Source organism: Methylobacterium sp. CCH5-D2, assembly GCF_001556475.1.
GTDB classification, from domain to species: Bacteria; Pseudomonadota; Alphaproteobacteria; order Rhizobiales; family Beijerinckiaceae; genus Methylobacterium; species Methylobacterium hispanicum.
In genome coordinates, this window is the sequence record NZ_LSIX01001005.1 from 1 (window position 1) to 5,910 (window position 5,910).

Genomic DNA, 5,910 nt, shown 5'->3' on the forward strand with positions numbered 1-5,910 from the left:
ACCGTCACCAACGCCGACGTGTTCCAGGTCCGCGCCCGCGTCCAGCGCGACTTCTGAGCTCCGGTCCAGGCGCGCGACGGGTCGCCGTCACGGCACCCCGCGCGCCTGGGCTTGAGACCCGAGAACTCGACCCGGTTCGCGAGAGCCGGGTCTTTTTGTGCGGGACGTCCGCGTCCGCGGACCGGCCCGTCGCTCCCGGCGACGGTCGTCCGGCGCGGGGGCCGCGCGCCTCAGCGGCCCGACAGCGCCGCGACCCGTTCCGCCAGCGCGTCCACCTGCGCTTCGTCATGGGCGGCCGAGAAGGCGACGCGCAGGCGGGCGGTGCCGGGCGGAACGGTCGGAGGGCGGATCGCCACCACGAGGAAGCCCTCCGCCTCCAGCGCGCGCGACAGCGCGAGGGCAGCCTCCGCCCCGCCGACCAGCACCGGCACCACGGCGCTCTCGGCCTCCGGCAGGCCGAGGCGCGCCGTGAAGCGGCGGGCGAGCGCGAGCGGCCGGGCGCGGCGCTCCGGCTCGGCCTCCAGGATCGTGAGCGCCTCCAGGGCCGCAGCCGCCGAGGCCGGGGGCAGGCCGGTGGTGTAGACGAAGCTGCGGGCGCGGCTCGTCAGCAGGTCGATCACGGGCCGCGAGGCGCAGAGATAGCCGCCATAGGAGCCGAGCGCCTTCGAGAGCGTGCCCATCTCCAGGGGCGCCCGCGGGCCGTCCTCGGCCACGCCGAGACCGTGCGCGTCGTCCACCAGCGTCCAGGCGTCGTGGCGGCGGGCCACCTCCAGGATGTCGCCCATCGGCGCCCGGTCGCCGTCCATGCTGAAGACGCGCTCGGTCAGGACGAGGCAGCGCCCGTGCGCGGGCCGCTCCGCCTCCAAGAGGCGCGCGAGGTCGGCGACGTCGTTGTGGCGGAAGCTCAGCGTCCGCGCCCCCGAGAGCCGGGCGCCCGCCCACATGCAGGCGTGGGAGAGTTCGTCGAGCAGCACGAGGTCGCCCCGGCCGGCCAGCGCCGGGGTGATGCCGAGATTGGCCATGTAGCCGCTGCCGAAGACCAGAGCCGCCGCCTTGCCCTTGTGGTGGGCGAGGCGCTCCTCCAGCGCGTCGAGGAGCGGGTGGTTGCCGGTCACCAGCCGCGAGCCGCCCGAGCCCGCGCCGTAGCGCGCCGCCGCCGCCTGCGCGGCCGCGACCACCCGCGGGTGGTGGCTGAGGCCGAGATAGTCGTTGCACGAGAAGGAGACGAGCCGGCGCCCGGCCCGCTCCGCCGCGGCCCCCGGCCCACGCGCGGTCGGCACGAGGCGCCGCCGCAGGGCGGCCTCATCGAGGGCGGCGAGTTTCCCCGCGGCGAAGGCGTCGAGGCTGTGCATGGGCCGTCATGGGGCCGGGTGCGCCGGCCCTGTCAAGGGCGGCCGCGCGCGGCCTTGACCGCGCCGGGCGCCGGCACCATCCCGGTCCGATGGATGCGACGCCCGCCGGCCGCCACCTCTGGCGCCCCTACACGCAGATGAAGAGCGCGGCCGCCCCGCTCGAGGCGGTCGCGACCCGCGGCAGCCGGATCGTGCTGGCGGACGGGCGCGAGCTCGTGGACGGCATCGCCTCGTGGTGGACGGCGGTGCACGGCTACAACCACCCGCACATCGCGCAAGCCGTCGCCGACCAGCTCGCCCGGATGCCGCACGTGATGTTCGGCGGCCTCACCCACGCGCCCGCCGAGCGGCTGGCCGCGCGGCTCTCCGCCCTGCTGCCGGGCAACCTCGACCACGTCTTCCTGGTCGATTCCGGCTCGGTCGCCGTCGAGGTCGCGCTGAAGATGGCCGCCCAGCTCTGGCTCAACCGGGGCGTCGCGGGCCGGACCCGCGTGCTGTCGTTCCGGGGCGGCTACCACGGCGACACGATGGGGGCGATGTCGGTCTGCGACCCCGAGGAGGGCATGCACCGCCGCTTCGGCGCCTACCTGCCGACGCAGGTCTTCCGCGACCTGCCGCGGACAGCCGAGCAGGAAGCGGCGCTCGACGCGGCGCTCGGCCGCCACCGGGACGAGCTCGCGGCCGTGATCGTCGAGCCCCTGGTGCAGGGCGCGGGCGGCATGGTGATGCACGGGCCGGAGGTGCTGGCCACGGTGGCGCGGCTCGCCCGGCGCCACGGGCTGCCGCTGATCTGCGACGAGATCTTCACCGGCTTCGGGCGCACCGGCACCCTGTTCGCCTGCGAGCAGGCGGGCATCGTGCCGGACATCCTCTGCCTGTCGAAGGCGCTCACCGGCGGCACGATGGCGCTCGCCGCGACGGTGGCCACCACCGAAATCTTCGAGGGCTTCTGGTCGGACGATCCGGCCGCCGCCCTGATGCACGGGCCGACCTTCATGGCGAACCCGCTGGCCTGCGCGGCGGCCAATGCCAGCCTCGACCTGTTCGAGCGGGAACCCCGCCTCGACCAGGCGCGGGCGATCGCGGCCCGGCTGCGCGACGGGCTGGAGCCCCTGCGCGGGGTCCCGGGCGTCGCCGACGTGCGGGTGCTCGGGGCGATCGGCGCGGTGCAGTTCGCGAGCCCGCCGGATCTCGCCGCCCTCAAGGCGCGGCTCGCCGCCCGCGGCGTCTGGGTGCGGCCCTTCGGCGACATCGCCTACCTGACCCCCGCCCTGACCATCGGTTCGGCGGATCTCGATCACCTGCTGGCGACGCTCGCCGAGAGCGTGACGGAGACCGGGCGATCGGCCCGGCTTTCCTGAATCGATCATGAACGGGCTGCAACCCGGACCGGATTTGACCGTTGGCACAGCGTCCGGGCGTTCGGGCGGGGCCGGACGGAACGCGGGAGGATGCGCATCGTGTCGAGTGGGCAGACGATCTCTCAGGACGACCGGCCGGTGATCCTCCTCGTCGAGGACGAGGCGCTCACCATCATGGACCTCGGCGACGTGCTGGAGGACGGGGGATACGAGACCGTGCAGTGCGCATCGGCCGAGCGCGCGCTGAGCATCCTGCAGGCCCGGCCCGACATCTGCGGGCTGGTCACCGACGTCGAGCTGTCGGGCAAGACCAACGGCTTCGAGCTGGCGAACTCCGTCGCGGAGGCGCGGCCGAAGCTGCCGATCCTGATCGTCTCGGGCCGCGCCGCGCCCGATCCCGAGCGGATGCCGCCGGGCGCGCAGTTCCTCGCCCGCCCCTGCAGCGGCGACGAGATCCTCGACCGTCTCAAGAGCCTGATGCCCTGCTGAGGCGGGGTTTTCCGCCGGGCCGAGGGCTCCGCGGCCTCCATTGTCATCGTGGCTTCACGCAGGCGCGCCACAGGCTGGCCCTGCGCGACCCGCTCGCTCCGCACGGGCGGGACGAACGCGCGCGGAAACCGGCTTGGAAGCCGGACGAGCGAGGTGCACGATGTCGACGGCGGACGAACGTTCGGCGACCCCGCCGGACGATGCGACGGTGGGCGGCCCCGTGAACGGCAAAGGCGAGACCGGCAAGGGCGAGACCGGCAAGAGCGAGACCCGCAAGGGCAAGCGCGGCAAATCCGGCGCCGGGGCGGAAACCGGGGCGGCCGCGGCCCGGCGCCTGCGGCCGCCGGGGCAGAAGAGCGTCGGCTGGGCTCTGGTCCAGGCCGCGCGCCTCCACCGCGGCCGCATCGGCGACCGGCTGGCCAGTCTCAACCTCTTCGCCGGCCAGGAGCAGGTGGTTCAGGTGCTGGCGGCCGCCGGCACCATGACGATGGGGGATCTGGCCGCCACCCTGCGGGTGCGCCCGCCAACCGCCTCGAAGACGATCTCACGGCTCGCCGCCCTCGGCTTCGTGGAGCGCCGGGCCGAGGCCGGCGACGGGCGCATCGTGCGGGTTCGCCTGACGGAGACCGGCCTCGCCAAGGCCGAGGCGATCGAGCGGATCTGGGACGAGGTCGAGGCGGAACTCCTCGACGGGTTCGACGGCAAGGAGCGGCGGCGCCTGCGCAAGCTGCTGCGCAAGGCCGCCCGCAACCTCGCGGACGCGTCCGGCGTCGCCGGCCAGGAGACCGAGGCCGACGCGGAGATCGAGGCCGAGGACGACGAGGCGGATGCCGCGGGCCTCAACGGCAGCGCGCTGCGGGCGCTCTGAGGTTCGGGCTCCGCTATTGGACCCCCCGCCCCGGCGAAGCCGGGGGACGGTTCCAAATGCAGGGCTCTGCCCTGCACCCGCCAAAGGTCTCGACCTTTGGAATCCAGGACTGCCGATCCGGCCCGTCCGGGTCCTAGCTGTTCCGGTACCAGTCCCAGACCAGGAAGGCGGGGACCGGGAGTACGATCGCGAAGAAGATCCAATCGAACATCTGCGGCATGGCGCGGCCCTGCTGTCCGGTATCCTCCCCCGTCTACGGAGCCGTTCGCGCCCAAGTTCCGGAATCCGGGCGACCTCGGCGCCGCCCTTGATGGCCCGCGTTCAGCGATCGCCGCCGGACAAAACGGTGTTGTAATAACGTTACGCATCCCCGGGATCGCGCGATCGCGCCGAGACGCCGGTTGCAGTCGCTCGCCAGGACATGCAGCGTTATACTGTCACGTTGCTGGAATCCTCCCTTGCGTCTCCCTCACCGTCTCGTCGTCGGCGCAGCCCCGCTCTGCCTGATCCTGCCGTTCGCCGGGGGCGCGCGGGCGCAGCAGGCCGTCACCCTCGACGAGATCAGCGTCACCTCGCCGAGCCCGGTCCAGGCGGTCCGCCCGGTCCAAGCCCCGCCGAGCGCCGCGAGCAGTGTGGGCGGCATCGGCCTGCTGCCGGTCGTCACCGACACGTTCTCGCCGGTCACCGTGGTGACCCGCGACCAGATCGCCCGCGACCAGCCGCGCACGCTCGGCGACGCCCTGTTCGACCGGCCCGGCATCTCGGCCTCGACCTACGCGCCGGGAGCGGCCTCGCGCCCGATCATCCGCGGCCTCGACAACGCCCGGGTGCGCATCCAGGAGAACGGCATCGTCAACGGCGGCGTCTCGGATCTCGGCGAGGACCACGCCGTGCCGGTGAACCCGCTGGTGGCCGACCGGCTGGAGGTGATCCGCGGGCCGGCGACGCTCCGTTACGGCTCGGGCGCCATCGGCGGCGTGGTCTCGGCCGAGAACAACCGGGTGCCGACATTCATCCCGGCGAACGGCGTCACCGGCCAAGTCACCACCGGCTACACCAGCGTCGACAACGGGCGCCTCGGCGCCGCGACCGTGGATGCGGGCAAGGACGGCATCGCGGTCCACGCGGACGGCTTCAAGACGGCCGCCGACAGCTACGCCATCCCCGGCGGCATCCAGCGCAACTCCTACAACGCGTCGGAAGGCGGCTCGGTCGGCATCTCGGCGATCGGCGAGCGCGGCTTCGTGGGCGTCGCCTTCAGCCATTACAACGCGCTCTACGCGATCCCGGGCGGCGAGGCGGAGCAGGCGCGCACGCGGCTGACCCCGAACCAGGACCGGGTGATCTCGCGCGGCGAGTACAGGCCGCTCGACGGGCCCTTCGAGGTGATCCGCTACTGGGCGGGCTACTCCGTCTACCGCCACGACGAGATCGGCATCGGCGAGGACGGGCGCGAGGGCCAGCAGGCGATCTTCAAGAACCGCGAGGCGGAGGTCCGAGTCGAGGCGCAGCACGTGCCCGTCTTCACGAGTCTCGGCAAGCTCACGGGCGCCGTCGGCGTGCAGGCCGACCGGCGGGTGATCAACACGCAGCTCGAGAGCTTCCTGCCGCGCACCGATTCGCGGGCGAACGCCGTCTACCTGTTCGAGGAGTTGGAGGTGGTGCCGGGCACCCGCCTCCAGGCCGCCGGGCGCATCGAGGGCGACCGGCTGCGCAGCACCGCCGTGCAGTTCCCGGCCGATTACCTGCCGGTCGAGGGCGAGGATCCGCTGCGCTATCCGCTCACCCGCCGCTTCGCGCCGAAGAGCGCGAGCTTCGGCCTGTTGCAGGATCTGCCGCT

At 73.6% G+C, this 5,910-nt stretch carries 5 protein-coding genes; 4 read left to right on the top strand and 1 reads right to left on the bottom strand.

Features of this window, described 5'->3' with window-relative positions; genetic code table 11:
* Window positions 1-230 precede the first annotated feature (230 nt).
* Entirely contained in the window at window positions 231-1,352 is a 1,122-nt protein-coding gene (locus AX737_RS27405; protein WP_066926998.1) for an aminotransferase class I/II-fold pyridoxal phosphate-dependent enzyme, read from the bottom strand.
* Between the two features lie 89 nt (window positions 1,353-1,441).
* Here AX737_RS27405 and AX737_RS27410 point away from each other — a divergent pair, with 89 nt between their 5' ends.
* The 4 genes from AX737_RS27410 to AX737_RS27425 all read left to right on the top strand — a co-directional run.
* A complete protein-coding gene (locus AX737_RS27410) occupies window positions 1,442-2,713 on the top strand; it encodes an adenosylmethionine--8-amino-7-oxononanoate transaminase (protein ID WP_066927000.1) in 1,272 nt (423 codons plus the stop codon).
* A 90-nt stretch (window positions 2,714-2,803) separates the two neighbouring features.
* Window positions 2,804-3,202 (top strand): response regulator, encoded by a 399-nt coding sequence (locus AX737_RS27415; RefSeq protein ID WP_197430740.1) that lies wholly within the window; start codon window positions 2,804-2,806, stop codon window positions 3,200-3,202.
* Between the two features lie 160 nt (window positions 3,203-3,362).
* Window positions 3,363-4,070 carry a MarR family winged helix-turn-helix transcriptional regulator gene (locus tag AX737_RS27420; protein ID WP_082773333.1) on the top strand — a complete coding sequence of 236 codons (708 nt, stop codon included), beginning with the start codon at window positions 3,363-3,365 and terminating at the stop codon, window positions 4,068-4,070.
* 506 nt (window positions 4,071-4,576) lie between these two features.
* Window positions 4,577-5,910, top strand: a 1,334-nt coding sequence (locus tag AX737_RS27425) for a TonB-dependent receptor (protein ID WP_245293514.1), incomplete at its 3' end; no start/stop codon positions are given.

What these genes read in the sequence shown, in the direction of transcription:
- AX737_RS27405 (WP_066926998.1), bottom strand. Translation starts at nt 1,352, where the DNA reads ATGCACAGCCTCGACGCCTTCGCCGCGGGGAAACTCGCCGCCCTCGAT.
- AX737_RS27410 (WP_066927000.1), top strand. Translation starts at nt 1,442, where the DNA reads ATGGATGCGACGCCCGCCGGCCGCCACCTCTGGCGCCCCTACACGCAG.
- AX737_RS27415 (WP_197430740.1), top strand. Translation starts at nt 2,804, where the DNA reads ATGCGCATCGTGTCGAGTGGGCAGACGATCTCTCAGGACGACCGGCCG.
- AX737_RS27420 (WP_082773333.1), top strand. Translation starts at nt 3,363, where the DNA reads ATGTCGACGGCGGACGAACGTTCGGCGACCCCGCCGGACGATGCGACG.